Origin of the sequence: Celeribacter ethanolicus, assembly GCF_001550095.1 — a bacterium.
In the GTDB taxonomy this organism is placed as follows: Bacteria; Pseudomonadota; Alphaproteobacteria; order Rhodobacterales; family Rhodobacteraceae; genus Celeribacter; species Celeribacter ethanolicus.
Genome location: NZ_LRUC01000041.1, coordinates 1 through 21,757, shown reverse-complemented (window position 1 = coordinate 21,757; position 21,757 = coordinate 1). Strand labels below are relative to the sequence as shown.

General features: G+C 58.9%; 23 protein-coding genes and 5 pseudogenes. 14 read left to right on the top strand and 14 right to left on the bottom strand.

The features are described 5' to 3' along the window. Nucleotides 1–41: 41 nt before the first annotated feature. Genes prpB through NH195_RS15220 form a run of 4 tightly spaced genes read right to left on the bottom strand, consistent with a single transcriptional unit; the run spans nt 42 to nt 4,056 of the window. A complete protein-coding gene (gene prpB / locus NH195_RS15235) occupies nt 42–956 on the bottom strand; it encodes a methylisocitrate lyase (protein ID WP_066708759.1) in 915 nt (304 codons plus the stop codon). Between the two features lie 4 nt (nt 957–960). Beyond that, on the bottom strand, nt 961–2,130 hold the full coding sequence (gene prpC / locus NH195_RS15230; RefSeq protein ID WP_066708757.1) for a bifunctional 2-methylcitrate synthase/citrate synthase: 1,170 nt from the start codon (nt 2,128–2,130) through the stop codon (nt 961–963). Continuing rightward, a complete protein-coding gene (locus NH195_RS15225; protein WP_066708754.1) occupies nt 2,127–3,644 on the bottom strand; it encodes an MmgE/PrpD family protein in 1,518 nt (505 codons plus the stop codon). Before NH195_RS15225 ends, prpC begins: the two co-directional genes overlap by 4 nt. A gap of 16 nt (nt 3,645–3,660) precedes the next feature. Further along, nucleotides 3,661–4,056: an acyl-CoA thioesterase gene (locus NH195_RS15220; RefSeq protein WP_066708935.1), complete on the bottom strand. Its 396-nt coding sequence runs from the start codon at nt 4,054–4,056 to the stop codon at nt 3,661–3,663. Nucleotides 4,057–4,208: 152 nt separating this feature from the next. On the opposite strand from NH195_RS15220, the gene NH195_RS15215 reads away from it, so the two are divergent. From NH195_RS15215 to repC, 4 genes are all read left to right on the top strand, one after another. Then, entirely contained in the window at nt 4,209–5,606 is a 1,398-nt protein-coding gene (locus tag NH195_RS15215) for a short-chain fatty acyl-CoA regulator family protein (protein ID WP_066708751.1), read from the top strand. A gap of 277 nt (nt 5,607–5,883) precedes the next feature. After that, nucleotides 5,884–7,074, top strand: coding sequence for a plasmid partitioning protein RepA (repA, locus tag NH195_RS15210; RefSeq protein WP_066708748.1), 1,191 nt, complete (start codon nt 5,884–5,886; stop codon nt 7,072–7,074). Further along, on the top strand, nt 7,071–8,078 hold the full coding sequence (repB, locus tag NH195_RS15205) for a plasmid partitioning protein RepB (protein WP_066708745.1): 1,008 nt from the start codon (nt 7,071–7,073) through the stop codon (nt 8,076–8,078). Before repA ends, repB begins: the two co-directional genes overlap by 4 nt. Nucleotides 8,079–8,253: 175 nt before the next feature. Further along, the gene (repC, locus tag NH195_RS15200) at nt 8,254–9,498 is read left to right on the top strand and encodes a plasmid replication protein RepC (protein ID WP_066708742.1); all 1,245 of its coding nucleotides are present in this window, start codon (nt 8,254–8,256) and stop codon (nt 9,496–9,498) included. A gap of 405 nt (nt 9,499–9,903) precedes the next feature. Here repC and NH195_RS21575 read toward each other — a convergent pair whose 3' ends face one another. The 4 genes and pseudogenes from NH195_RS21575 to NH195_RS21905 form a co-directional block, all read right to left on the bottom strand. Further along, entirely contained in the window at nt 9,904–10,209 is a 306-nt protein-coding gene (locus NH195_RS21575; protein WP_202906516.1) for an arginase family protein, read from the bottom strand. Between the two features lie 4 nt (nt 10,210–10,213). Continuing rightward, nucleotides 10,214–10,519, bottom strand: coding sequence for an arginase family protein (locus tag NH195_RS21910; RefSeq protein WP_202906515.1), 306 nt, complete (start codon nt 10,517–10,519; stop codon nt 10,214–10,216). Beyond that, on the bottom strand, nt 10,513–10,749 hold the full coding sequence (locus NH195_RS21565; protein ID WP_202906514.1) for a hypothetical protein: 237 nt from the start codon (nt 10,747–10,749) through the stop codon (nt 10,513–10,515). Before NH195_RS21565 ends, NH195_RS21910 begins: the two co-directional genes overlap by 7 nt. Before the next feature lie 262 nt (nt 10,750–11,011). Next, a pseudogene (locus NH195_RS21905) lies at nt 11,012–11,713 on the bottom strand (IS6 family transposase). A gap of 746 nt (nt 11,714–12,459) precedes the next feature. On the opposite strand from NH195_RS21905, the gene NH195_RS15185 reads away from it, so the two are divergent. Beyond that, complete coding sequence (locus NH195_RS15185) at nt 12,460–13,476, top strand: nucleotidyltransferase family protein (RefSeq protein WP_066708741.1); 1,017 nt, start codon at nt 12,460–12,462, stop codon at nt 13,474–13,476. Between the two features lie 9 nt (nt 13,477–13,485). Here NH195_RS15185 and NH195_RS20935 read toward each other — a convergent pair. Then, nucleotides 13,486–14,128: pseudogene (locus tag NH195_RS20935) on the bottom strand (tyrosine-type recombinase/integrase); the annotation flags it as partial. Between NH195_RS20935 and NH195_RS21715 the strand changes: the two are divergent. After that, a pseudogene (locus NH195_RS21715) lies at nt 14,122–14,277 on the top strand (integrase core domain-containing protein); the annotation flags it as partial. The pseudogenes NH195_RS20935 and NH195_RS21715 sit on opposite strands and share 7 nt — an antisense overlap. A gap of 334 nt (nt 14,278–14,611) precedes the next feature. Here NH195_RS21715 and NH195_RS15175 read toward each other — a convergent pair. Next, nucleotides 14,612–14,860, bottom strand: coding sequence for a helix-turn-helix domain-containing protein (locus NH195_RS15175; RefSeq protein WP_066708734.1), 249 nt, complete (start codon nt 14,858–14,860; stop codon nt 14,612–14,614). A gap of 134 nt (nt 14,861–14,994) precedes the next feature. Then, nucleotides 14,995–15,219 (bottom strand): helix-turn-helix domain-containing protein, encoded by a 225-nt coding sequence (locus NH195_RS15170; protein ID WP_066708733.1) that lies wholly within the window; start codon nt 15,217–15,219, stop codon nt 14,995–14,997. A gap of 95 nt (nt 15,220–15,314) precedes the next feature. On the opposite strand from NH195_RS15170, the gene NH195_RS15165 reads away from it, so the two are divergent. The 6 genes from NH195_RS15165 to NH195_RS21280 all read left to right on the top strand — a co-directional run bounded on the left by NH195_RS15165 (nt 15,315) and on the right by NH195_RS21280 (nt 18,257). Further along, entirely contained in the window at nt 15,315–15,572 is a 258-nt protein-coding gene (locus NH195_RS15165) for a hypothetical protein (RefSeq protein ID WP_155846197.1), read from the top strand. Next, nucleotides 15,560–15,976 (top strand): hypothetical protein, encoded by a 417-nt coding sequence (locus NH195_RS15160; protein WP_066708731.1) that lies wholly within the window; start codon nt 15,560–15,562, stop codon nt 15,974–15,976. Before NH195_RS15165 ends, NH195_RS15160 begins: the two co-directional genes overlap by 13 nt. Continuing rightward, complete coding sequence (locus tag NH195_RS21560) at nt 15,973–16,140, top strand: hypothetical protein (RefSeq protein ID WP_202906513.1); 168 nt, start codon at nt 15,973–15,975, stop codon at nt 16,138–16,140. The genes NH195_RS15160 and NH195_RS21560 overlap by 4 nt, the downstream gene beginning before the upstream one ends. Next, nucleotides 16,137–16,634, top strand: a complete 498-nt coding sequence (locus tag NH195_RS15155; protein ID WP_066708729.1) for a hypothetical protein — start codon at nt 16,137–16,139, stop codon at nt 16,632–16,634. The genes NH195_RS21560 and NH195_RS15155 overlap by 4 nt, the downstream gene beginning before the upstream one ends. 57 nt (nt 16,635–16,691) lie before the next feature. After that, the gene (locus NH195_RS15150; RefSeq protein WP_066708727.1) at nt 16,692–17,495 is read left to right on the top strand and encodes a metallophosphoesterase; all 804 of its coding nucleotides are present in this window, start codon (nt 16,692–16,694) and stop codon (nt 17,493–17,495) included. A 363-nt stretch (nt 17,496–17,858) separates the two neighbouring features. After that, nucleotides 17,859–18,257: a hypothetical protein gene (locus NH195_RS21280; protein ID WP_155846196.1), complete on the top strand. Its 399-nt coding sequence runs from the start codon at nt 17,859–17,861 to the stop codon at nt 18,255–18,257. 74 nt (nt 18,258–18,331) lie between these two features. On the opposite strand, the gene NH195_RS15145 is transcribed toward NH195_RS21280, so the two are convergent. Genes NH195_RS15145 through NH195_RS15135 form a run of 3 tightly spaced genes read right to left on the bottom strand, consistent with a single transcriptional unit; the run spans nt 18,332 to nt 20,845 of the window. Then, nucleotides 18,332–19,663 (bottom strand): plasmid recombination protein, encoded by a 1,332-nt coding sequence (locus NH195_RS15145; protein ID WP_066708724.1) that lies wholly within the window; start codon nt 19,661–19,663, stop codon nt 18,332–18,334. Continuing rightward, nucleotides 19,660–20,424, bottom strand: coding sequence for a tyrosine-type recombinase/integrase (locus tag NH195_RS15140; protein ID WP_081423961.1), 765 nt, complete (start codon nt 20,422–20,424; stop codon nt 19,660–19,662). The genes NH195_RS15145 and NH195_RS15140 overlap by 4 nt, the downstream gene beginning before the upstream one ends. Then, complete coding sequence (locus tag NH195_RS15135; RefSeq protein ID WP_066708721.1) at nt 20,411–20,845, bottom strand: HoxN/HupN/NixA family nickel/cobalt transporter; 435 nt, start codon at nt 20,843–20,845, stop codon at nt 20,411–20,413. Before NH195_RS15135 ends, NH195_RS15140 begins: the two co-directional genes overlap by 14 nt. On the opposite strand from NH195_RS15135, the pseudogene NH195_RS15130 reads away from it, so the two are divergent. Beyond that, nucleotides 20,838–21,179, top strand: a pseudogene (locus NH195_RS15130) (helix-turn-helix domain-containing protein); the annotation flags it as partial. The gene NH195_RS15135 and the pseudogene NH195_RS15130 overlap by 8 nt on opposite strands. Before the next feature lie 69 nt (nt 21,180–21,248). Then, a pseudogene (locus tag NH195_RS20930) lies at nt 21,249–21,757 on the top strand (transposase); the annotation flags it as partial.

Below are 21,757 nucleotides of genomic sequence, written 5' to 3'. Positions count from 1 at the left end.
CGCAGCTATCCTCTGCACATTCGATACAAAAGCGTTTGAAATCAGCCCCCCCACTCCGGCGCGACCGATGCGGCTATTGAACTGTCCAGCGCCTCGAAAGTGTTTAGCCCGATGGTCTCATAAAGCTCCTTGCGGGTCTGCATCTCCGGGATCATCGCCGTAGTGGCCCCGTCGCGGGCAAGGGCGGCGTAGAGCTTTTCCTGCGCCTTGTTGGCGACCCTGAGGGACGACACCGGCCAGATCACCATGTCATAGCCCAGCTCTTCGAACTCCTTAGCGGTGAGCGCGGGCGTGCGCCCGAACTCGGTCATATTGGCCAGAAGTTTGACACCGGGAAGGGCCGCGCGCATCTCCTTGAACATCTCGACCGAAGTCAGCGCCTCCGGGAAGATCGCATCGGCCCCGGCTTCGACATAGAGTTTCGCACGAGCCACCGCGCCCTCAATCCCTTCGGAGGCCGCGGCATCTGTGCGGGCGATGATCACGAGATCGCGCGAGGCCTTTGCCGCCGCCGCCACTTTCGCCGCCATATCCGCCGCAGAGGCGAGTTTCTTGTCATTCAGGTGGCCGCATTTTTTTGGCAAAAGCTGATCTTCGAGGTGCACGGCACCCGCGCCCGCCTCTTCGAATGCACGCACCATATGCATGACATTGAGCACTTCGCCATAGCCGGTGTCGCCATCGACCAGAAGCGGCAGGCCGGAGGCCCGCGCGATCTGGCGAATGAAGAAACAGACCTCATCCATCGTGATAATCCCCAAATCCGGCAGGCCCATCGACGCGGTCATGGCCGCCCCCGACAGGTACAACGCCTCGAAATCGGCGGCCTTCGCCTGAAGCGCGGATTGACCGTTATGTGCGCCTGGCAAGCGTAGAATTCCGGGTTCGTTCAGCGCCTTGCGAAACCGCCGACCGGCGCTCTCTTCGGGCAGATCGTCTGCAATCAAATAGGTCATGGTCTCACTCCGCAGCTCTGGGAAAGTCGACGCCCCGTCGGCCGAGCGGCAGGAAGGGGCGGTTTTCGGGGCCGATATAATTGGCCGAGGGACGGATGATCTTGTTGTCGATCCGCTGCTCGATCACATGCGCGCCCCAGCCGGAGGTGCGTGCGATGACGAAAATCGGCGTGAACATCGCCGTCGGCACCCCCAACAGGTGATAAGAGACGGCGGAAAACCAATCGAGGTTCGGGAACATGCGCTTGGCATCCATCATCACGAATTCGATCCGCTCAGCGATGTCGTACATTTTCATCGACCCTGCGGTTTCCGACAGGTGCCTTGCAACGCGTTTGATCACCACATTGCGCGGATCGGAGACCGTGTAGACCGGATGGCCAAACCCGATCACGACCTCCTTGTTCTCCACCCGCGCGCGAATGTCGCTTTCGGCCTCCTCCGGCGTCTCGTAGCGTTTCTGGGTCTCAAAGGCGACTTCATTCGCGCCGCCGTGTTTCGGCCCTCTGAGCGCGCCGATCGCCCCCGTGATGGCGGAATAGACATCAGCCCCGGTGCCCGCGATGGAGCGCGCGGTAAAGGTCGAGGCATTGAACTCGTGCTCGGCATAGAGGTTCAGCGTCACATGCATCGCACGGACCTCGTCCTCGCTGGCCTGCTTGCCATGCAACAGATGCAGGAAATGCCCGGCGATGCTGTCGTCTTCGGTCTCGACCTCAATCCGTCGGCCGTTCTGCGCGTAGTGATACCAGTAAAGCAGCATCGACCCCTGCACCGCGATCAACCGGTCCACAATGTCGCGCGCACCGGGGGTGTTGTGATCGCTGGCCTCAGGCAAAGCGCAACCCATCGCAGAGACCCCGGAGCGCAGCACGTCCATCGGATGCGCCGCCGCCGGGATCGCTTCCAACGTCTTGCGCACCGCTTTCGGCAGCCCCCGAAACGCCTTGAGCTTGGCCTTGTAGGCGTCAAGCTCTGCGGCAGATGGCAGGCTGCCGTGGATCAACAGATGCGCCACCTCTTCGAACTCGCAGCTCTCCGCGAGATCGAGAATGTCATAGCCGCGATAATGCAGGTCATTGCCGCTTTGCCCCACGGAACAAAGCGCCGTGTTGCCCGCCGTGACGCCCGAAAGCGCCACGGATTTTTTCGGTTTCTTGATAGAACCGGTCATTCTTCCCTCCAATCAAAAATGCCATGCGGACGCGGCGCGCCGAGTTTTTCGGTATCGACCACGAAATTGAGTTGGCCCAGATCGCCCGCCTCGAGATCGGCAAGCCCCTCGGCCACATCGAGAAAGCGCTGTTGTTCGGATGCACTCAGCACACCCTCTGAGAGGGTCAGGAATTTCCGGACGTAATTCGCCCGCACGAAGGGGCGCGCCCCGTCGGGATGTGCATCTGCCAGCGCCAGTTCGTCCACGATGTGCGACCCGTCCTCAAGCGTGACCGTCACCCGCCCGCCAAAGGCCTTTTCCTTTGGATCGCGGGCGTGATAGCGGCGCGTCCATTCGGGATCCTCGGCGGTCGAGATCTTGTGCCAGAGCGCCACGGTCGAGGGCCGCCGGGCGCGCTCCGGCGCATAGCTTTTCTCGTGGTGCCAGCCGCCATCTTCGAGCGCGACCGCAAAGATATACATGATCGAATGGTCCAGCGTCTCACGCGAGGCCGTGGGGTCCATCTTCTGCGGGTCATTCGCCCCGGTGCCGATCACGTAATGGGTGTGATGCGAGGTCTCGATCAGGATTGATTGGACCTTGGACAGATCGCCGATCTTCGGTCCCATGCGGCGGGCAAGATCAATCAGCGCCTGACTTTGGTATTCCGCCGAATGCTCCTTGGTATAGGTGTCGAGGATCGCACGCTTAGCCTCGCCTTTCTCCGGCAGCGGCACGTGATAGACCGCCTCGGGCCCCGACAGCAGCCATGCGATAAAGCCGTCCTCGCCTTCCCAAGCCGGGCTGGGCGCGCCTTCGCCGCGCATCACACGATCCACCGCCTCGATCGCCATCTTGCCTGCGAAGGCGGGCGCATAGGCTTTCCACGAGGAAATCTCGCCCTTGCGCGACTGGCGCGTCGTGGTCGTCACATGCAGCGCCTGCTGGATCGCCTGATAGATCACCTCGACCGGCAGCTTCAGCGCAGTGCCGATCCCGGCTGCAGCCGACGGCCCGAGATGGGTGATATGGTCGATCTTGTGCTCATGCAGGCAGATGCCCTTCACCAGATCGACCTGAATCTCATAGCCGGTCGCCAGCCCTCGGATCAGATCAAGGCCAGAGAGGCCAGCATGCTGCGCGACCGCCAGAACCGGTGGGATATTGTCGCCCGGGTGGGAATATTCGGCGGCCAGGAAGGTGTCGTGGAAATCCAACTCCCGCACCGCCGTACCATTGGCCCAAGCGGCCCATTCCGGGCTGACGCGGGTGTCGGTCGGCATGCCAAAAACGGTCGCGCCGGGGGCGTAGGGATGACACAGCGCCTGCGCCCGGGCCGAGGCCACCGGACGGCGCGCCACCGAGGCGGCGGCGACAGCGGCGTTGTCGATTACCCGATTGATGATCATCTCGATCACCTCGGGGGCCACGGCGACCGGGTCGGCGGCCACCTCTGCGATCTTCCAGGCCAATTGGTCTTCGCGGGCCAGATGTTCGGCGGATTTATAGCTCCGCACGTCATGCGTCTTCATACAGTCTCTTCCTTCTTTAAAGTCTTTCAGCAAGGGCGCGTGGGCGCCCCGATGCATCCACGGCCACCATCTCGAACCGTCCCCTGAGGGCTTCGCGGCGATTTCCGGTGTCCATCTCTTCAGCGATGCCGGTGACGGCGACACTCATGGAGCTGCGGCCGATGCGGATAATCTCGGACCGGAGCTCCAAAAGCTCCCCGACCTGAACAGGTGTAGTGAAATCCACCCGTTCTGAGCGCGCCATGACCACCGCCCCACGCGCCCTGCGGGTGGCGGCAACAAAGGCGGCCCGCGCCATCAGCGACAAAGCCGTGCCGCCGAACAGTGTTCCGTAGTGGTTCGCCTGTTCGGGAAAGACCATTTCAACCATCACAGTCGGATCATCTGGCTGACCATCGGGCGTCTGGGACATCAGGGGCTCCATCTGTCGGTTTGTGAAAACCGAACTTCGCAAAATTAGCAAAGACAGCTTTTCACAACGATGGAGTCGATATAAACTACTGAAAACGCGTAGGTTTGCGAAGGAATGGTTTTTGAATTGCGAATGTTGCAAAGGATCAAGAAATGAAAAAACCTTTCATGGGCGTCCGCCTGCGCCGGCTGCGCGAAGAGCGCAGCATGACCCAAGCAGCGCTCGCCCGCGCCTTGGAGATTTCGCCGAGCTATCTCAACCAGCTCGAGCGTAACCAGCGGCCATTGACTGTGCCCGTGCTGTTGAAACTGAATGCCGTCTTCGGGCTGGATGTGCAGCTCTTCTCCGAGGCCGAAGAGGCGCGCCTCATCCCCGATCTGAGGGCGGCTCTGGCCGATCAGGGGGCAGGCGCATCGCTGGCGGAGGTGCGCGAGATCGCGGCCAACATGCCGGGTGTCGCCCGCGCCATCATCGCGACGCACGCCCGGCTGCGCGAGAGTGCGGAGCGCATGGATCTGATGAACGGGCGCATCACCGGCGAACTGGGGGCAGGACCTGCCCCCTTTGAGGCGGTACGCGATTGGTTCTACGAACAGCATAACTATGTGCCGACCTTGGACGAGGCGGCCGAGAGCATCGGGCGTGGGCTGCGCCACGATCGGATGGCCGAAGGGCTGATTGACCGTCTTGCCGGGCGACACGGTATTCGCGTGGTGCTGGAAGATGACAGGCGCGCGCTGCGCCGTTTCGATCCGGGAGCGGGCGTCTTGCATCTGTCATCGCAACTGACAGCGGGGCAGCGGGCCTTCCAGATGGCGACGCAGCTTGGGTTTCTGGAACAAGGGAGCCTGATTGACCGGTTGGCTGAGGAGGCCGAGATGGAAAGTGACGACGGTCGCGCGCTTCTTCGTATCGGCTTGGCGAACTATTTTGCCGGGGCTGTGATCCTGCCCTACGGCAGTTTCCTTGAGGCGGCAGAGGCCGAAGGCTATGACATCGAGCGGCTCGCCCATCGGTTCGGGGTGGGGTTTGAGACGACCTGCCATAGGCTGTCCACCCTACAACGGCCCGCGGCGCGCGGCGTGCCGTTTTTCTTCATCAGGGTGGATCGTGCGGGCAATATTTCCAAACGCCAGTCCGCGACCGACTTTCACTTTTCGCGCATCGGCGGATCGTGTCCGCTGTGGAACGTCTACGCGGCCTTTTCGCGCCCCGGCGAGGTGCTGACGCAGGTGGCACAGATGCCGGACGGACGCAGTTACCTCTGGGTTGCGCGCACGGTACGCCACGGAACGGGCGGCTTCGGCGCGCCGGTCAAGGAATTCGCCGTGGCGCTCGGCTGTGATCTGTCGCATGCGGAGCGGCTTGTCTATTCCCGCGGGCTGGACCTGAAGAACCCGGACAGTGCCACGCCGATTGGCGCGGGCTGCAAAATCTGCGACCGCCAAAACTGTGCGCAGAGGGCTTTCCCGATGACAGGACGCCCGCTACGCCCAGACCCCGGTGTATCGCGACTTGCGCCCTATTCGAGCAAGGAGGAGGGCGGGTAAGTTCGGCTGACCCACCATCCGTGCGTCGAGACGCCCTCTGTAACGAATGCTGGCCAGAAAAGTAGGTCTGGGAAGTGATGTGTCTTCTAGGGGCAAAACCACCAAATATAGAAAATACTTGCACGAATCTGACATCTTCGGCAATAGTCACGGAAAAGAGGCGATAAACGCCAAATTTCGTGAACACGCTCCGACCATGATGGGCGGACACGAGGGCAGCAAAGTAAGCGAGCCGTCCAGAAATGGAACGGAGCGCATGAGAATAAGGGCAGGTCCAATGTCGGACGGTGCATCCAATCACCAAGACCTCAATGAGGTCATTCGTCAACACTCCGAAGCGTTGGCCGCGCAACTGCATTCGCAGCGAGAAAGCCTGTTTCCGCCGGACGCGTCGAAACAGATGCGCAAATTTATGTCCGGCGAGGCCGCAGCCCTTCTGGGCGTCAATGACTCCTATCTTCGCAAGCTCCATCTCGATGGCAAAGGCCCCTCCCCCGAACTGACCCCGGGCAATCGCCGCCTCTATTCAGCACATGATATTCAGGCGCTTCGGGAGCTTTTGGAAAAAACAGCACGCAAACCGGGCGATTATCTTCCCGGTCGGCGCGAAGGCGATCACCTTCAGATCATCGGCGTGATGAACTTCAAAGGCGGCTCTGGCAAAACCACGACCTCCGCCCATCTCGCGCAGCGTCTCGCCCTTCTCGGCTACCGTGTTCTGGCCATCGACCTCGACCCGCAGGCGTCTTTGACGGCGCTCCATGGCGTTCAGCCCGAATTCGATCTCGAAGACGGCGGCACGCTTTATGATGCGATCCGCTATGACGACCCGGAGCCGATCCGTTCCGTCATTCGCCCGACCTATATTCCCAATCTCGATCTGATCCCCGGCAACCTCGAACTTATGGAATTCGAACATGACACGCCGCGCGCCCTGTCGCAGGGCAACGCCGGTTTGTTCTTTTTCCGGGTGCGCGAAGCCCTCGCCCAGGTCGATGAGGACTATGACGTCGTGGTCATCGACTGCCCGCCGCAGTTGGGCTTTCTCACCATGTCTGCGCTTTCCGCGTCCACCGGCGTGCTCGTGACCATTCACCCCGAGATGCTCGACGTGATGTCGATGTCCCAGTTCCTGCGCATGACCGCAGACCTGATGGACGTGATCGCCGAAAGCGGCGCCGATATGTCTCACGACTGGATGCGCTATGTGCTCACCCGCTACGAACCCTCGGACGCGCCGCAAAACCGGATCGTTGCCTTCCTGCGCACCATGTACGGCGACACGGTGCTCAACGCGCCGATGCTCAAATCCACCGCCATCTCGGATGCGGGCCTGACCAAGCAGACGCTTTACGAGGTCGAACGCTCCGCCTTCACCCGCTCCACCTACGACCGCGCGGTCGAAAGCCTGAATGCGGTGAACGATGAGATTGCGGATCTGATCCAGAAAACCTGGGGGCGCTCATGACCACCGGCAAGAAAAAACGGATGTCCATGCTCGACAGCCTTGCCGCTGCCGGAGCCCCCTCCCCCACCACCTCGATGATGTCGAGCAACCGTGCCCTGCGCTCTGCCCGCGATGCCGTCGATGGTCACCGGGTCTGGGATCTCGATCCCGAACAGGTTTTGGATGATCGCCTGTCCGACCGTCTCGATCCTGAGGACGTCGCCGATCTGCGCGATGCGATCGAGGCCAATGGCCAGACCGTGCCCATTCTGGTGCGCCGTCACCCGAGTGAGCCGGATCGGTATCTGCTGGTCTATGGCCGCCGCCGTCTTGAAGCGATCCGCTCTTCCGAGAAGGTCGAAAAGGTGCGCGCCTTGGTCGCCAATCTCGATGACGCCGCCGCTGTGCGCGCGCAAATCTCCGAGAACATGGCACGCCGCGACCTTTCATACATCGAAAAAGCCCTTTTTGCTCAAGAGCTTATTGAGAATGGCTTTGGCACGCAGGCTCAGGTTGCCGAGGTGTTGACAGTCACGAAATCCTCGATCTCCATGGCGTTGACCATTGTGGAGATGGTGAGCTCAAATCTGATCCGGGCCATCGGTCCGGCGCATGGCATCGGCCGTCCGCGATGGGATGCCTTGGGGCGTTCGATTGAGGAGGTCGGGATGGATCGTGAGCCGCTGATCCGGGCGGCTGAGGATGTCTATACCGGGGCGCAAGTCGAGATGGTTGTCGAAGGTCAGGTCTCTGAGCCCGGCGATCTCTCGGTCGCAGCGTTTGAAGCGGTGGCCAAGTTGGTCGATAAAGCCAGCAAGAAACGCGCCCCCGTGACGACGTCCTCCGCATCAAAACAACAGCAGGTTCTGACCTTTGACGGCGCCCGAGGAGGCGCGGTGAAACGCTCCGCCAAGGGGCTTGCGATCACGCTGGAAGACAGCGCCTTTGCCGATTGGATGATGGCCGAGGCCCAAGATTTGATTTCCGAACTTCACACGCGTTGGAAAGAACGCGGCGAAGACTGACGAGCAGAAAACAACAAAACAGGAGGCACGAGCCGACAAAAGAAAAGGCCCCGTAAAGACATCGCCCTACGAGACCCTAACTTGTTTCTAGCACCTTCAAGGTAGTGTCGCGCATTCGAATTCGCAAGTCCAAAGTGATTCGCGAAGCGGGATTTTTTTGTCTTCGTGATGAGATATGACCTACACACCCGTCTCGCCGTTTCGGCGAATCATTGATGCTGTCATCTTGAAGCATCAGGCGCGCTCCAACACGGAGCTGCCCCCCGGTGGCGTCAACAAATGGGAAGCTCTGCGCGAACTGTCCGCCGCGCGGGAGGTTTTTGGCTTAACCGATCGTGACATGACCGTGCTTCAGGCCCTGGTGAGCTTTCATCAGGCGACGATTTTGGGGGGCAACGACAGCAATCTGGTCGTGCACCCGTCGAACAAGTCGATCTGTGAGCGTCTGAACGGCATGCCCGCCTCGACGATGCGCCGCCATCTTGGCCGCCTGGTCCACGCCGGCGTCTTGATCCGCCGTGACAGCCCCAATGGTAAACGCTACGTGCGCCGCTTTGGCGAGGAGAAGATCATCTATGGCTTTGATCTGACCCCGCTCGCACAGCGCTTTGAGGAGTTCTGTGAGGCTGCGGAACGGATCAGGGCCGAACAGGAGGCATTTCGGCGTCTCAGGGAGGCTGTGAGCCTCATGCGGCGCGATCTGGCGTCTCTCAGCGTCTATGGCGAGGAAGTGCGCCCTGACCTCTCGATTTGGACCCAGTTCTCAGATCTTGCGGCGCTCACTGGGCGAACCCTTCGCCGCAAATTGGATATGGCTGATCTGGAGTTGATCGAGGCGGATCTGAATGCAGCCCTTGATCGCGCGCGCAATATTCTTGAGCCGTCTGTTTCAGAAAATATGAGCACCAATGAGTCTCAAAATGAGCAGCACTATCAGAATTCAAATAAAGAGTCTTATGATTTTGAACTTCGCCAAGAATTGGCAAAAAACGCTGGGGTGGTCTCCCCTGCCCTACCCAATCAACTGGAGGAAAGTGAGGGACAAGAGGTTTCAGTAGAAGTGGATCTTGCACCACCGGAACTGGACATGCCGATGCCTAGCCTGCCCTTGGGCCTGGTCTTGCGAGGCTGCCGCGAAATTCAGAGCTATAGTGATGGTGTAATCCGTCACTGGCACCAATTTGTGCGTGCCGCAGAGATGGTTCGGCCTATGATGGGTATTTCCCCGTCCGCCTGGGACGAAGCAAAACGCTATATGGGGCCGGTTGAGGCTTCGGTCGTTCTGGCGGCGATGCTCGAGCGTGTTTCCGACATTCGCTCTCCGGGCGGGTATCTGAGGAGCTTGAGCGCCAAAGCGGCGGATGGCGGTTTCTCTTCCGGGCCGATGGTTATGGCGCTTATGCGAAAAGAGGCGGCGTAATGTTTGGTGGCGTGTCAGATGGAAGGATGAGTTCACAGCTGTGAACCGGCTTTTCAAACGACATGCTTTGGAATGGATTAGAGTCTAGATTGGTTTTCAGTTTAGACTCTGTGGCGCCGGATTTGTGTCTTTTTTAGTGTTTGAAACCAAGTTTTAACCCGCTGCCCTATTTGCCCTTGGTTCACAGCTGTGAACTCTGGTCGGATATTCATGCCGGAAGTCGCGAGGTGAATGGAGCTTACCATGCAAGAATGGGTAAAGTTCTGAAGGCATCGCGCGCGCTGGTAAGGCTAAGTTCACAGTTGTGAACTGTGTCTGTGTTTTCGCGGTTCGCCTCTTCAGTGCACAAAAAAGACGGGGCTGCATTTTCGGAAATTCCGTCTCATCAGGTGGTTTTAAAAAGGATCAGTCAGACAGCAGCGGCAGCTTTCCCAACATGTCCCGCATGTTCATTGCCTCCCAAGGCAGGTGTTCGGCAATGCCTAGCGCGACGATGCCGATTTCTTTCGAAACATCTTGCAGTAGACGTACGACCTGATCGATTGTAAATTTGCCGTGCGCTGTCGTCGCCCATTCTACGTTGGTGCTGCTCGGTTTGTTGAAAGGCAGCGAGCGGAACAGCGCAGAGTCGAGCACGTCGAGGTCAAGGTGGATGACGAGATGACGCGCGGCGCGTGGAGCGGATCCAGTCGAGAACGGGTGCGCTCCCAATCGCTCATGTCGTCCGTCCCGGCATAGGCAACGCGGGCCGGATCAAATTTGCGACGCATGAGGCTGGACAAATCCTCGTCGCCCTGCCCCAGCAAGTTGCTGAGGACCATGGCGTGGGCGCGCTCAAATTGTGCGGGGGCATGATATCCGGGTGTGAGACGACCCAAAGAATTGCCACATCACCATCGTAGCGCTCATTCAGATAAGTAAAGGGTACGAGGTTGACGGAACAGTCGCCGCCGAAGACGACGAGACGATCCGGGGATTCTGCCTCAATGGCCTCACGTGCCGCACGATGTTGTTTCAGCAAAATCGACTTTGCGAGAATGCCCTCTTCGAGTGGCAGCGCAGCGGCGCATCGTTCGGGGTGTCAATCGCCACTTTGGCGACCGGATTATCGTTTTGCAGAGCGAGCCAGGCCAAAAGTTCGGAGCCAAAATGATAAGCTGGGAGATTGCCTCCCTGCCATTGCGGCATTTTCAGACGAAGGGTTTTGCGCTTCTGCTGGGTCACGATATTTATTCCATAGCTTTCAGTCATTCAGACAATCCCGGAGGCGTTGTCCGCTTTATATTGGAAGGCATTTGGAGAGGCCCGAACGAGCCTACCGAATGGTGGGAGCGTCTTGCCAAAAGGTGTGTGCAAACGGGAATTGGTACTCTCACAAAGCTCTTGGCTTCCCGGCTCGTGTGAATATGTCAGCGTCACCTGATGTTTGGCTCAGGGATGTTTTGGATAAATGAGTTCTAGGGGGTGTCACGTTAATTAGTGTGCGGCTGAAGATGGTTTGCTTAATGGAAAGTTAAACAAGCCCGGCTGCGATCTTCCAGATGTTGAACGCTTCCAGCCGATGAAATCGGATGGCCATGGCAGTGCGGCTACGGGATGGGACGGAAAAGCAATTTCGAGTTGGCGAATGAGTGGGAACAAACCTCTACAATCCGCCAAGCGAGCGAAATCCTTGTACGCAGCGTTCGCGTTTTCTGAATGGTAGGTGGCTGTTTTCAGCTCGATTATTCAAATCCTTATGGGAACGGTGCTCCAGTTCAGTCCCGGCGCGATGTTTCGTTTCGCGGCTTCATAGGACTGCAGCTTGTCGGTGATGATCCTCTTGGGCAGCCCAAATCGCTTGATCAGAGATCTCAAGAGGCGCTTTGCGGCGAGTTTGTTACGTCTAGACTGAAGGATTTCCTCCAGCACGGTCCCGTTCTGATCGACGGCACGCTAGGCCAAAATTTACGCTTCGACATCACCGCGACAAGCTCTTCGAGGTGCCAGATATCGCCGGGGCGGGGCTGGCGACGGCGTAAGTTCCGGGCGATCTGCGGCCCAAATTTTAGGACCCAACGCCGGATGGTCTCATAGGCAACGTCGATGTCTCGGTCCAGCAGCATCTCTTCTACGTCGCGGAGGCTCAGGTTGAACGAACATACAATCAGACCGCATGAGCGATGATTTGCGGTGGAAAGCGGTGGCGTCTGTAGCTGATGAACTGTTTCTGCATCATTCCGAACTATGTCCACATATTGTAACTAGATATTGTAATAAGAAACTGTCCCATGCTTAACGGGACAACACCGGAAGATGTGCTCTATCTCGAACGCGTCCGCGGCGGTGAGTTTTGTCTACCTGAAAAACGAGGCCGATCTCGATTTTGCCCTGCACGGGGCAGGGGAGGTTGAGGCGTGATTGCGCTCCATCACCGCCGTGGCGCGGCGGATTGCGCCCGATCTGGCGCTGACGGTCGGCTGGGCGAAGGCGGAAAGTGCCGCAATCATGGCCGATTAGTTCGATCTGGTAAGCTATTTCGATTATGCGCCTGTAGAGGGGGGGCGAAGAACGCCTTGTCGCAGTTCAGGCGCAGGTCGGCGACAAGCCGGTGGTCATCACGGAGATCGGAGCAAGCTCCTATAACGCGGTGTTTGGCTTTCCCGGCTCCGAATGGGGGCAGGCGAAGATGCTTGAGAAACGGCTTGCGGTGCTTTCAGAGGCCCAAGGGGGTGATGCTCTGCTTCCTTCTTGAATGTGGATGCTCAGGCGGTAGGGGTAAAGCCATGGGTGCGGCGGCAACAAAGCGCTTTTGGTCTCATACGCAGGGATAGGACGGAAAAGCCCGCAGCGGAGGTGGTGCGTAGAGCATTCGGAGCTTTTCCGAGGGAATAGATCGTTATACATCAATTGAAAATTATGCTGTATAGCGAATGAAAATCGGTTATACAGCGTTTCGAAACTTTGCTGTATAAGTGCCTTATGCCACGCTTTCACACGCCCATCGGCATCGCCGCCTATCACGATCTTCTCCGTCTCGCTCAGGATGAGCAGGTGGGAGAGATCATTGGCACCCCCACGCGTGTGACCGTGAAGGGACGGGTGTTCTGGTACGACAAATTCCGCGTCGGTTCCGATATGGCGCAGCGCTACATCGGCCCCGACAGCCCGGAGTTACGTGATCGTCTGGCACGCCTGGGGGCGCTCAAGGAGACGCGGGAGGCCCGTCGTCGCGAACGTACACGCCTTGTCCGGCTTCTTCGGGCGGAGGGCTACACACCCACCGATCAAACCACCGGTAGCCTGCTCAACGCCTTTGCGCGCACGGGGGTCTTCCGCCTCGGCGGGACGTTGGTGGGCACGGTCGCGTTTCGCCATTACGAGGGCGAGCTTGGCGTGGTGTTGGGCACGGATGCTCTGGCTCAGACCGGCGATATGGACATCGCGAGTTTTGAACGGCTCTCCTTTGCCATCGGTGACCGGGTCGAGACGCCGCTCGAAGAGGTGTTCAAATCCCTGAAATTTGCACCGAGCCCTTCGCTTGACCCAGCGCGCACCTGGCGCTGGACGCAGAGCAGCGGTGAGACGCTGGTCGAATTCCTTATGCCTGCGCAGGGGGAAGAAAGCCTGCGCGATCTGCCCGCGCTGGGGGTGAGCGCCATGGCGCTGCGGCATCTCGATTACTTGATCGAAGATCCGATCCCGGCGGTGAGCCTTTATCGCTCGGGCGTTCTGGTGCAAATCCCACGTCCGGAACGCTATGCGATTCATAAGCTGATCGTGGCTGAACGGCGGCGGGCGGCGGATCGTCTGAAGGCGCAGAAGGATCGCGCGCAGGCCGCGCTTTTGATCGAGGTGCTGGCGGAGACCCGGCCAGACGAGCTGCGCGAGGCATATGAAGATGCGATGGAGCGGGGCCCGCGCTGGCGTGAACAGATTGCGACTTCGCTGGACAAGCGCCCGGATGCGGCGGCGGTCCTGATGGAGATCGTGGGGTAGGGCAGGGGATCACAGCCCTGTGGCTTTGGTCAGGTTCACCCGGAACCGATCCCGCCGACGTTGATAGCGGCGGGTCTATGTCGGCGCTGGCGTGGCCCGGATGTTTCTGGACATAGCGCTCGTCGACTTCGGCGGAACTGGCGAGACCCGCGCGCAGCGAGTGGCCGGAAAACAGGGCAAGCCGCTCTTTCTCTGGCAGGTCGGATCGGATACCGGCGTCCATGACGGTGAGCTTGATCAGGCGCGCGACATGTTTGTCGTTCAACTGCGTCTCCGTTGCGCCCTTGCCATCTCGCGAGGTGCGGACGAAGCCCGGGCCGAAGTCGATCTTGGCAAAGTGCAGCCACTGTTCGAGGGCCTGCACCGGGCAGGTCTGTTCGGAGGATCCCCGCCCAATCTCAACCTCACGCCAACCGGTCTTGGCATTGAGGGTGAGCAGGGCGCCCTTCTCCATGATTTCGATCCAGCCGCCGCCGTCTGCTGTATCGTCCTTGTGGACATCGAGACTGACGATCTCGGAACGTCTGAGGCCTCCGGCGTACCCCAAAAGCAGGATCGCCCGATCACGCAGTCCGCGCAGGTCGTAGGGCAGGGTGGCCACCATCGCGAGGATGTCCTCGGCCAGGATGGCTTCCTTCTGTACCGGTGAACGTTTATTGGTTCATGGGCCCTGAAGATACCGCCGAAAAGTTGGAGGCTTGGCGTAGAGGCGGTAACGAATAGAGACCGTACAGCGCCATTGGGAACAACGTTCCAGCAGCGCTGATAAAATTGCCAAACGCATCCAGCCCGCCTCTGTGATTAAAGAGTGGAAAATCTAGCCCCAAGCGGGGACACTTCCGGTAGCACAGCAGATGGAGAACAGGCTATGCTTCATGTTTTGCCCTTCCAACCTTCGGCCAAATCACCGGAGATGTAGCAGGCGCTGTTGTCGCTGAGCAGACGCGGACCAGCCGTTCGAAGTAATCGCCCTTTTCACGCTCGCTCCGCACAGATTCGCGATCCGCGTTCAACAATTCTTGCAGCTGCATCCGCTCAAAACCCTCAAATCTCGCCTTATCCGATGACGAGTCGTCTTACCTATTGTTATTCATTTTCTAGCGGTTTCAACGGATTGAACCCACCAGTGATTGTATCAGGCACCCAGTTCCGCCCGCGCCACATCGTCTAAGATCATACGACCATCGCAACCAATCGCTTTCACAATCTGGACGAATTCGACGACCTCCACCTTCCGTTCGCCATTCTCGTATTTCGCGACGAAGGACTGAGGCCGTTCTAGGCGATTTGCCAACTCGGTCTGTGTTAGACCAGCGTCCAACCGCGCCTGCTTCAATGCCGCCATGAGGGCCAGATGCCCCGGACTGCGTAGGGTTCTTCCCATGTCTTGAACTCCGAATAAATCCGGAATTCGGATAATCCTGCTTGAGGACTATCCCATTTTGGGTTATTTCTTCTGGCGTTTAAGCACCAAGGCACTTGATCAAGATGATGCCCGTTCGCACGGGGGGACAGGCCTCAAGGCTTCAGCAGCATCCAAGCCTCAACGCCCAACCCCTCGGCCACCCGATACAGATTGTCGATCGAGATGTTCTGCTCCGAGCGCTCGACAGCGCTGAGATAGGTCCGGTTCAGCCCGGCCTTATTCGCCAGATACTCCTGCGACCAGCCACGATCGGCGCGCAGCTTGCGCATGTTGCGCGCAACGATGTCTCTCAGGGGGCTCTTGGGCGTCGTCTTCATGCACAATGCTATTGTGCTTTGACGCTTTTAACTCTACCTGTTTTAACATACATTCGACGAGTTGGAGAATACCCATGCCCCAGTGCCCCCACTGCATGACCGAGATCCCGCCCGACGCCACGATCTGCACCGGCTGCGGTGCCAGACAGGGTGCAGCCATACCAAAGACTGTAATATTCGTGGGTGCACTTTCCCTGCCATTCATCCTGATTGCCTTTAACTTTCTGTTTCGCGGTGACTTCATCGGCGTTCTCGTCATGCTCCCTTTGATCGCGATGTTCCTTGGGCTGGCTGCGGTGTTGTTTTTTGTACTGCGTGGGAAGAAGAGTGGAGGGCAGGCATGGTATCGCTGACGCTGGATGACCCGAAGGGCGTGGAGCGGCGGCTCAGGTCGCTGGTGCAGCCACTCCTTGAGCCAAGCTGGATCGAGTATGCAACTGCCCCTCGGACGGTCGAGGACAACGAGCCTGCCGCCGAAATGCTTGATCTGCTGATCGACATTCTGGAGGACAGCGGCATCGGTGTTCAGCGTAAACTGGTTCCGACAGATGAGGTTGTGGAATGGTCCAGCCCGCGTAAGCTCGCCGCGCCGTGCAATGGTGCGTATTTTGAGCTGGCAGTGAACCCGGAGGGCGGACTGAACATCCGGATCGGTTTTGAGGATAAAACTTTCGTCGAGCATGGCCTGACACCGGAAGCCATCACGACCCTGATCCACAGCTTCGCCAATCTGCGACTGGCCAGCCCCTACCGATGACCGGGCCGCGCGAGCAGAAACACACCTCGTTCTACATCAGCGCCGAGGGCCACAGGGCGCTGCGGATCGAAGCTCTGAAACGCGGCATCACCATGAGCCAGTTGATCATTCAGGCGCTGGTCGAGGTTGGCGTCGATATTCCTCCGGAGGATCTGAAATCATGAAAGCCATACTCACTGCCGCACTGATTGCGCTGTCCAGCCCCGCCATGGCCGAGGGCTGGTATTTCGAGGCATCGCTGGAAGGCGGGGCCGAATTCTGGACCTTCACCAATGCGACGGGCGATGTCAGCCCGCGCCGTAAGATGGGTGATGAAATCTGGATCATCCGCTCGGACGAGGTGAACGGGCTGGGGCCGGACGGGGCCTGCTCCTTCGATAACTGCACGGTGAAGGTGATGCTGGGCGGGCAGGTTCCTGGGTCACGAGAGCGGGTGCAGGTCACCTTTTCGAACGGCGAGGCACTGGACTTCGAGGCGCGCGGCGGTGAGGTTCTGTTCGACAACTATTCCACCGCAGGCATGGGTGCGACCGCGCTGTTCGTCGAAAACATCCGCGCGGCAAAATGGGTTGAGGTCGGCTTCGGCGGGCGGGCGCACAGGTTCAGCCTTATGGGATCGGCCAAGGCGCTGGATGCGATCCAGCCCTACCTGCACTAAGCGCGTAATGGTGATATAGGGCGATAGCACTATCATACGATCAAAAGAGGGCGCGATATGGCGCGGTTTCTGGTCTGGAGCGACCTGCATGACGAATTCTGGGGCGGCTTCGATCTGCCCGATCTGTCTACGCCAGTGGACGGGGTTTTGATCGCGGGCGATACGCACACGCGGGGACGACATCTGGAAATCTCAGCGCGAGCCGCGCGCAAATATAGCTGCCCGGTGGTGGTGATCTGGGGCAACCATGAACCCTATGGCTCAGTCTGGTCGAAGCTTTTGGCCGACGAAGATCGTCAACTTGCCGAACTGCGTGCCGAAGGCCTCGACATCCGCGTTCTGCATGGCGCGACCACCGAGATAGCGGGTATCCGTATCATCGGCGCGACGCTCTGGACGGATCTGCAACTCTACCCCGAGTTCGACGACCTCGCGCGGATCATGGTCTCGGCCTATATGCAGGACTACCGCGCCATTCGCACCGGGCCCGATACCCGCTTTGCCATCGACGACATGCTGGAACGCCACGCGCTGGACAAGGCGGCGATCCTCGCCGCCCTGCGCACCCCGCACGATGGCCCGACCGTGGTCATGACCCACCATCTGCCTCTGCGCGAGCTGATCGCCCCGTGGCGCACCATCGGCGGTCACGAAAAGCGCGCGATGAACAACGGGTTTGCCAACGATCTCTGGGACGAAATTCGGGGCTTCGACATAGACACATGGATCTGGGGCCACAGCCACGAGGGGGAGAGCCGGACGGTCGAAGGTGATCACGGCCCGATCCGCTTCGTCACGAACCAACGGGGATATCCGGGCGAGGAGGTGGGGTTCGATTCGGCTTTCGTGCTGGAGGTCTGAGCGCGGCGGGATAGGGCGATAGTGCTATAGCACTATTGTCACATCGCAGGGCAAGACCCCGCCAGAAACCCCACAATCGCTCGATCCTTCGCGTCTCGCTCATGTGGATTTTCCGGCTACCGTTGCACACACCGGCCCCGCCTGACATCGCCTCTCACATGGCAGGGGAAGGCGGGGGCGGCGGTAGAAATCACCAATGAATGAATATCGAATCTCCGTTATTAGTAGCGCAAACCCGCCCCGCAGGGCGCACAACTTAAGCGGAGCGGTCCGGCTCGCCGGATAAGTGGTAGTGCGTTACCACTTAAAAAGTGGAATATCACTGATGCAACCAAATGTCCGATCAACTTATGGAAGGTCATAATGAGGATATCTGAAACTACCAACGCTGTTGCTGCGCATCTTCGAAACTATTTGATCGCAGCGACTTCATTTACCGCCGGCAGGGCCATATTGCAAAATCGTTCAGCTATCGCACAGCAATTCGATGCCAGTGGCGCAATCAGTATTCCCTTCGGTATTGAGCCAATTATGCTAAGTATTTTTGCTGGTATCTCTCTTGCGATCATCGGGATGGCACTTACGGTAGCTAATGTAGTTGTTGGTGGCCTTTTTCTATTGGAGGCATCCAGAATACCGAATCCCAAAGACGCAAAAATGTGGCAACGACTATCCGGATTTGTCTTGTTGTTTTTATATATGGCGGCGGTCACTTCAGTTGCCCAAATTTTGTTGGTTTTGGGCGTTGTGCGTCCAGGCTGAACTGAAGTGAAATCTTACCAGCCTCCAAAGCTATTTTTAACAAAAAAATGTCCCGATCGCTACAGCTTGATGGATTACGGATCAAGTCGGCCCACTCTCTCAGATAAACTACGATAGACAGGTTCCGCCACTCGCAGCTCTTCGGCCTCGCGCTCCGTCCGCGCTTCCAGATCAACCAGTTCCGCCGATCCTAAGCACAGCCGTGCGGTAGTCACATCCCATTTATGCCCGCCATCTTCGCGCGTCCAATAGCGCAACAGATGCGCATCGACGGCTTGAACAATGCGCTGCAACAGCCGCCGCATCAACTTTGAAATCCGCTGGATCATGTCGAGGCCGATGCTCGCGCCGCTGACTGCCTCGGTCAGGGCCGCCGCGACATAGCGATCGGGGTCCGGTTCGGCATTGCGCAGTTCCGACAGGAAGCGGCTTTGCTCGGGGTAAAGCCGCCCATCGCGCTCTGCACGCAGCGCTCCGCGATAGCGGCCTACGACCATGCGATGCAGGTCATAGGCCTGCTCTTCGGCCTCGCTCATATCCTCTAGAAGCAGCCCGTGATAGGGACCACTAGCCGCCTTCGCCCAGAGAAACAGCGCTTCGCTGGCGGCCTTGGCCTCAGCCTCCGCCCGCGCGATGGCCTGCCTCTTCTCGACCTCCACCGCCGCCATGGCCGCGTTATGTTCGGCCCGCTGCTTGTCGCCTTCCGCGCGCAGAATATCGGCATGGATGTGCTTTCTTCGTGTTTGATCTGAACTCTTCCCGCGCTCAATCCGCAGATCGAGGCGGTCCTTGCACCAAGCATTCCAGCTCGACTGCATCGCCTGACCGGAATTCTTGGCCTTCATCGCTTTGCGCAACTCTTCCTTCGCCATCCGCGTCGAGATCGTCAGCACCTCCTTGGCCGCCGCGTTCTTGCGAGACTTGCGCCGCTGCATACGCACCGGCACGACCACCAGATCGACGTTGCCGCTGCCTTGCTCGTCCAGATCAAAGCGCATGTGGATGACCGAGCCTTCGCCCGCCCAGCTTTCCGCCCAAGCCTTGGCTTCATCGAACAGCCGCTGGATGCGGTCGTTCTCTGCTGAATGCGCATCGCGCCCGTCCTCTTCCAGCCATTCCCGCGACACGCCCACCAGCATGTGCAGGGCCAATGACGAACCACCGCGTTCAACCGCGCCGGTCTCTTCCTTGTGCCGCTTGAAGGCATCCCAGAGGTCGCAACCGCCCGCGTTGATGCCCGCTCCCATCTTCGACCATGCCAAGGGGTCAAGTGCGCGGACACGGCGCAGCAACGAGGTCTTGTCGAGCCGTTTGGCATGGGCCTCGATCCCGCCCATCGACGTTTTCCCCGTCGATCCTGCCTTCACATTCGCGGCGCGGACGAAGGATTTGAATGAACCCGTCATCGAAGGAACCCTGCCGCCCGCGCTTCTTCGAGTGTGATCAGGCAGGTGAACATCAGCGCCTTTGCCGCCGTAGCGTCCCGCGTAGCGAGATCCGCGTAGAAGGCGGGGACATCTTGCCAGCGCATCGCCTTGTGGTGCTGAACCTTCTGTTTGACGCGCGGCAAGACCTTGGCATCGCGGATCGTGCTGACGGGATTTTCGCCTGTGTAGAAGCCCTTCGACTTTGCCACATCCAGCACGGCCTTGATCCGCTGCGCCACGCGCTTGGCCGTTTCGTGCTTCTCGGTCCAAATCGGGAGCAGAACCTGTAACACCTCGGGCTGCCCGACCTCCGACACCGGCAAGCGCCCGATCTTCGGGAAAGCATATTCGGCGAGCGTGTTGATCCATTGCTGCCCGTGCTTGGGGTTCTTCCACGTTGGCAGGCGCTCAATGTGAACCTGCTGGGCGATCTCTTCGAAGCAAGGCACCTCTTGGCGGACATTGTAGCGCGGGTTGAGGCCTTGTTTCGCCATGCGGCGATATTCGAGGGCACGGTCGCGCGCTTGGTTCAGCGTCACAATGTCCGCGCCACCCAAACCAAAATCGGTACGCAGGGGTTTGCCCTCCCGATTCCGCTGCCTCTTGACGGTGACGCGCACAATCCAGCGCCGTGCGTCGCTCGGGTCCAGCACGAGATAGCGTCCATTCCCGTCGCCGTGCCGACCGGAGCCAAGCGTTCGCACCAGATTCTTGGTCAGTTTGCCGCTATGCAGAACCATGAATATACCACATTTCATACCACCTAATGAACAGAAATGAGTGTAATCGAAGAAGTCCTAATATCAACAACGAATGCAGATAATCAAACAAAAACAGCGCCATCTGACGCTGAATGGGTCTGAACGTAACTGTATGAAAATGGTAGGTGGCGGAGAGCCAGGCGGCCGCCATAAGCGCATCAAAGCGCGAGGTGCGGGCGGAGATCGCTTTCAGACTGAGCGCGGCGACGATACCAACCGCGACAAGCGTGGCGGCGAGGCCGATGGAAAAGTCGCTGACCAAGGTGAGGCCGAGCGCAACCTTGTCCAGATGCAGGCACAGGATGAACACGGTGATCGCGGCGGGGCAGGGGATCAGCCCGCCCGAGAGGCCAAATAGGATGGTCTGCCATGTGCCTGTGCGCCCTGAGGCGAGACGCATGAGGTATCCCGCATCCGAGAAGCTTGAGATCATCCGCTTGGTCGAAGGATCGCATCTGCCAACCAAACGCACCCTAGACAAGCTGGGCATCCCGAGGACCACATTTTATCGCTGGTATGACAGGTATCTGGCCGGGGGACCTGAGGCACTTGAGGATCGTAGTCCCAAGCCGTCACGGGTCTGGAACCGCATTCCCGAGCCGGTTCGCGAGAAGATCAAGGATCTGGCCCTGCTGGAAAGCGATCTGTCGCCCCGCGAATTGGCCGTGCAGTTCACTGATGCGGAAAAGTATTTTGTATCAGAGGCTTCGGTCTATCGCATCCTCAAGGCTTACGGTAATCCCCCCGAAATTTAGGGGCGTTTGAAAGTAGAATTTTCTCGAAAGATAAAAGAGGAGATTCTGATGAAGAAATCGAAATACAGCGACGCTCAGATCATGAGTATTTTGAAACAGGCCGAAGGCGGTGTGCCGGTTGCGGATCTGTGCCGTGAGCATGGGATGAGTTCGGCGAGCTTTTACAAATGGCGCTCGAAGTATGGCGGCATGGATGCGAGCCTGATGGCGCGGATGAAAGAGCTCGACGAGGAAAACAAGCGCCTCAAGCGCATGTATGCCGAGAAGAGCATGCAAAACGACCTGTTGAAGGAAGCGCTTGGAAAAAAGTGGTAAGGCCGTCTCAACGCAGAGAGATGGCCGAGTGGGCGGTTCGGCACCGGTCCGTCAGCATTGCTTTGGCCTGCCGAGCATTCAGCATCAGTGAGACGTGCTATCGATATCAGCCGACGCTCAGAGCTGAGAACGAGCTGATCGCCGATTGGCTTGTCGCGCTGACAACGGCCAAGAGGAGTTGGGGGTTTGGTCTGTGCTTTTTGCATCTGCGGAACGTCAAAGGTTTTGGCTGGAACCACAAA

Coding starts and splice junctions, on each gene's coding strand:
- NH195_RS15135 (WP_066708721.1), bottom strand. CDS start 20,845: ATGCGTCTCGCCTCAGGGCGCACAGGCACATGGCAGACCATCCTATTT.
- NH195_RS15185 (WP_066708741.1), top strand. CDS start 12,460: ATGCCACGCTTTCACACGCCCATCGGCATCGCCGCCTATCACGATCTT.
- NH195_RS15175 (WP_066708734.1), bottom strand. CDS start 14,860: ATGGGAAGAACCCTACGCAGTCCGGGGCATCTGGCCCTCATGGCGGCA.
- NH195_RS15170 (WP_066708733.1), bottom strand. CDS start 15,219: ATGAAGACGACGCCCAAGAGCCCCCTGAGAGACATCGTTGCGCGCAAC.
- NH195_RS15165 (WP_155846197.1), top strand. CDS start 15,315: ATGACCGAGATCCCGCCCGACGCCACGATCTGCACCGGCTGCGGTGCC.
- prpB (WP_066708759.1), bottom strand. CDS start 956: ATGACCTATTTGATTGCAGACGATCTGCCCGAAGAGAGCGCCGGTCGG.
- NH195_RS15215 (WP_066708751.1), top strand. CDS start 4,209: ATGAAAAAACCTTTCATGGGCGTCCGCCTGCGCCGGCTGCGCGAAGAG.
- repC (WP_066708742.1), top strand. CDS start 8,254: ATGACCTACACACCCGTCTCGCCGTTTCGGCGAATCATTGATGCTGTC.
- NH195_RS15155 (WP_066708729.1), top strand. CDS start 16,137: ATGAAAGCCATACTCACTGCCGCACTGATTGCGCTGTCCAGCCCCGCC.
- NH195_RS15145 (WP_066708724.1), bottom strand. CDS start 19,663: ATGACGGGTTCATTCAAATCCTTCGTCCGCGCCGCGAATGTGAAGGCA.
- prpC (WP_066708757.1), bottom strand. CDS start 2,130: ATGACCGGTTCTATCAAGAAACCGAAAAAATCCGTGGCGCTTTCGGGC.
- NH195_RS21280 (WP_155846196.1), top strand. CDS start 17,859: ATGAGGATATCTGAAACTACCAACGCTGTTGCTGCGCATCTTCGAAAC.
- NH195_RS15225 (WP_066708754.1), bottom strand. CDS start 3,644: ATGAAGACGCATGACGTGCGGAGCTATAAATCCGCCGAACATCTGGCC.
- repA (WP_066708748.1), top strand. CDS start 5,884: ATGTCGGACGGTGCATCCAATCACCAAGACCTCAATGAGGTCATTCGT.
- repB (WP_066708745.1), top strand. CDS start 7,071: ATGACCACCGGCAAGAAAAAACGGATGTCCATGCTCGACAGCCTTGCC.
- NH195_RS15160 (WP_066708731.1), top strand. CDS start 15,560: ATGGTATCGCTGACGCTGGATGACCCGAAGGGCGTGGAGCGGCGGCTC.
- NH195_RS15220 (WP_066708935.1), bottom strand. CDS start 4,056: ATGTCCCAGACGCCCGATGGTCAGCCAGATGATCCGACTGTGATGGTT.
- NH195_RS21560 (WP_202906513.1), top strand. CDS start 15,973: ATGACCGGGCCGCGCGAGCAGAAACACACCTCGTTCTACATCAGCGCC.
- NH195_RS15140 (WP_081423961.1), bottom strand. CDS start 20,424: ATGGTTCTGCATAGCGGCAAACTGACCAAGAATCTGGTGCGAACGCTT.
- NH195_RS15150 (WP_066708727.1), top strand. CDS start 16,692: ATGGCGCGGTTTCTGGTCTGGAGCGACCTGCATGACGAATTCTGGGGC.
- NH195_RS21565 (WP_202906514.1), bottom strand. CDS start 10,749: ATGACTGAAAGCTATGGAATAAATATCGTGACCCAGCAGAAGCGCAAA.